Annotated in this window: 2 protein-coding genes; both read left to right on the forward strand. The window is 58.8% G+C overall.

What is annotated here, in order from left to right; all coding sequences use genetic code 11:
- Positions 1-1,024: M20 family metallo-hydrolase (locus VES88_07300; protein ID HYN81290.1), on the forward strand; the 1,024-nt coding region annotated here is incomplete at its 5' end.
- A 102-nt stretch (positions 1,025-1,126) separates the two neighbouring features.
- Positions 1,127-4,046, forward strand: a 2,920-nt coding sequence (locus VES88_07305; GenBank protein ID HYN81291.1) for a protein kinase, incomplete at its 3' end; no start/stop codon positions are given.

The raw sequence follows: 4,046 nt of genomic DNA on the forward strand, positions 1-4,046 counted from the left end.
CGACACGGCGCTCAAACCCTTGATGATCGGCTCGCACATTGACTCCGTGCCCGCAGGCGGCAGCTACGACGGACAGGTGGGTTCGATGGGCGCAATCGAAGTGGCCGAGACGCTGGCGGAAAACAACGTGCGCCTGCGGCACCCGTTGGAAGTTGTCCTCTTTCAAAACGAAGAAGGCGGAACCATCGGCAGCGCCGCAATCGCCAAAGGGCTTACAGAAAAAGACCTGAACATTGTCACCAACAGCAAGAAGACAATACGCGAAGGCATCAAGTTCATCGGCGGCGATCCCGACAACCTAGCAAGCGCCTTGCGCAACAAAGGCGACCTGGCGGGCTACGTCGAACTACATATTGAACAGGGCGGCCTCCTGCATCAGGAAAAGATCAACATCGGCGTGGTAGAAGGCATCGTCGGCGTGTTCTGGTGGGAGGTGACGGTCGAAGGCTTTGCCAACCACGCCGGCACGACGCCGATGAACCGGCGGCACGATGCGTTGCTGGCGGCGGCGAAATATATCGACGCGGTCAATCGCACTGTCACTTCGTTGCCCGGTCGGCAGGTGGGAACCGTTGGCAAGATTCAAGCCTTTCCCGGGGCATACAACATCATTCCGGGCAACGTCACAACCAGTCTGGGGCTGCGCGATTTGGACGCGGCGAAGGTGCAAATGATCTTTAAGAAGATTCAAGCCGAAGTCCGCCAGATCGAAGCGGCGACGGGCACAAAGTTTGACTTCAAGCAGGTCAACGCGTCGCAGCCTGCGCCGACCGATGCACGGTTTCGCCGCGTGATTGACGACGCGGCCAGGCAACTGGGACTGACGACGAAGCTGATGCCAAGCGGCGCAGGTCACGACGCGCAGGAGATTGCGCACCTCTGCCCCGTCGGCATGATTTTCGTGCCGAGCCGCGACGGCATTAGCCACAGCCCGCGCGAACTTTCTGAACCGGCGGACATCACAAACGGCGCGAACGTATTGCTACACACATTGCTGAAGCTGGATGCAATGGATTTGAATTGATCAACACCGCTGTGAGAAACCAACACGGAGTTGAGCTGCGCACTGAGAGTGAGGTCAACTCCCCTGTCGAGGGCTGGAAGTGACCACACTCGCGGGGACCCCATGACGATTGCGGCTGGCACTCAACTCGGCCCTTACGAAATCCTTTCACAGATCGCCGCGGGCGGGATGGGCGAGGTCTATCTGGCGCAGGACACCAGACTTGACCGCAAGGTGGCGCTGAAGATTCTGCCGTCGGAGCTCGCGGCGAATCGGGAGCGGATGCGGCGCTTCGTGCAGGAAGCCAAAGCCGCCTCAGCGCTGAACCACCCGAACATCCTCACCGTCTACGAGGTCGGTGTGGAGAACGACACACACTTCATCGCCACCGAATACGTTGATGGCGTGACGCTCCGGCAAAAGCTGCGTGCGGCGAAGATGAGGCTCGGCGACGCGCTCGACGTGTCGCACCAGACGGCTTTCGCGCTGACCGCCGCGCACGCCGCCGGGGTCGTCCACCGCGACATTAAGCCGGAGAACATCATGCTCCGGCGCGACCACGTCGTGAAGGTGCTGGACTTCGGCATCGCCAAGCTCGTCGAGATGGAGAATCCCGCCAGCGTCGACACGGAAGCGCAGACGCGCGCCCTCGTGAAAACCGATCTGGGCATGGTGATGGGCACGGCCCACTACATGTCGCCCGAGCAGGCGCGCGGGCTGGAGACGGACGCGCGCACGGACGTGTGGTCGCTCGGCATGGTGCTGTATGAGATGGTGGCGGGGCGCGCGCCGTTCGAGGGCGAGACGTCGAGCCACGTCATCGTCTCGATCCTTGAACACGAGCCCGAGCCGCTCGCGCGCTTCGCGCCCGAGGCGCCCGCGGAGTTGCAGCGCATCGTGCGCAAATGCCTGACGAAAGCGCGCGACGAGCGCTACCAGACGGCGCGCGATCTGATGATCGACTTGAAGAATCTGGGCCGCGAGTTGGACTTGCAGAACGAACTCGAACGCTCCACCGCGCCGCACAGCACCGGCGCGCAGAGGACGCAAACGGGCAGGGGCGCGCCGACGCAAGCGATCAATAACGCCGCGGTGACCGGCAAGACGGGCGCGCGCCAGACGTCGAGCGCCGAGTACGTCGTCACCGGAATCAAGCGCCACAAGAAAGGCGCGATCTTGATTGCCGCGCTCACGGTGATTGCCGTTGCGGCTGCGATCCTTTTCGTTCACTACCGCGGCGCGCGCGCCTTGACCGAAAAGGACACGATCCTGCTGACGGATTTCGTCAACACGACCGGAGACTCTGTCTTTGACGGAACACTCAAGCAAGCTCTGGCGGTGCAACTCGGTCAATCCCCGTTTCTAAATATCTTCTCCGAAGATCGTGTGCGCGAGGCGCTCAAGTTCATGGGACGCTCGTCGGACGAGCGCGTAAATAGAGATGTGGGGCGAGAGATTTGCCAGCGTCAGGGATTGAAAGCAATGCTCGTGGGTTCGATTGCGAGCTTAGGAAACCATTACGTTATCACGCTGGAAGTTATGAACGCGCAGACGGGTGACGCGATTGGGGGCGAACAGGCGGAAGCTGAAAACAAGGAACAGGTGCTCCGCGCGCTCGGCGAAGCGGCGACGAAATTAAGGGAGAAGTTGGGCGAGTCGCTCGCGTCAATCCAGAAGTTCGACGCCCCGATTGAGCAGGCCACGACCTCATCGCTTGAGGCCTTCAAAGTCTTCTCACTCGGGGTCGAGCAGCAACTTAAGGGCAAGTATCTCGAAGCTATTCCATTTCTCAAACGCGCGACGGAAATAGACCCTAATTTCGCGCTCGCTTATGCTCGGATGGCATCAATGTACTATAACAGCAGGCAGTATGACCTTGCCGCCGAAGCCTCGCAAAAAGCATTCGAGTTGCGTGATCGAGTCAGCGAGCGCGAACGATTTTATATCTCTGCGGGCTACTACGACAACGTAACTGGAGAGTTGGAGAAGTATCTTGAGACATTAGAACTGTGGAAGCGCACGTATCCGCGCGACGCTTCGCCGCATAACAATCTGGCTGTTAAATACAACGAGCTTGGACTATTCGATAAAGCACTCGAAGCGGCGCCTGAAGCGATTCGCCTCAATCCGAGTTCGGCTTCCGGCTACTCGCTTTTAGCCGCGGCCTTCTTAGGCCTCAATCGCTTCGATGAGGCTAAGGAAATCATTGGGCAGGCGCAGGCACAGAAGCTCGAAACCACAGCCATGCGCAGAATTCTTTATCGGATTGCTTTTCTCCAGGGTGATGCGACGACGATGAAGCAACAGATTGAATGGGTGAACGGAAAGCCGGATGAATATGTTGCTCAAGGTTGGCAAGCCGAGTCTGCGGCGTTTTCAGGCCAGTTGCGAAAAGCCAGAGAGTTTTCTAATCGCGCCTTTGAGTTAGCAGAGCGCCGCGACCTGAAAGAGGTTGCAGCGCAGATTGCGGTTGGAGGCGCAATGCGGGATGCTCTATTCGGTGATTGCACGCAGGTGAAAGAGCAGACCGCAAAGGCGCTCGGCATCTCGCAGAGGCCACTGACGATGGTCAATGCGGGCAACGCGCTGGCTACCTGCGGCGAGTTCAGCCAAACACAAACTATCATTGGTGAATTGACCAAGCGTTTTCCGAAAGACACCATACTTAATAAAGTCTTGCTGCCGCTCGTTCAAGCCCGAATTGAACTGCATAGAGGCAATCCGGCTCAGGCGATTCACTTGTTGGAGACGACCAGACCTTATGAAGGATACGCTCGTTTCCAGATCGCCTACCTACGCGGTCAGTCATACCTCAATCAACAAAGCGGAGCGGACGCCGCAGCCGAATTCCAGAAGATACTCGACCACGGGGGCTGGCAATCCACTTCTCCTTTATACTCGCTCGCGCACTTAGGACGTGCACGCGCCGCAGCCTTGAGCGGCGACACAGCCCGTGCGCGCCAATCCTATCAAGATTTCTTCGCGCTCTGGAAAGACGCAGACCCGGAAATCCCCATTCTGCAAGAGGCCAGACGGGAATACG

This window comes from Gemmatimonadaceae bacterium, assembly GCA_035633115.1.
In the GTDB taxonomy this organism is placed as follows: Bacteria; Gemmatimonadota; Gemmatimonadetes; order Gemmatimonadales; family Gemmatimonadaceae; genus UBA4720.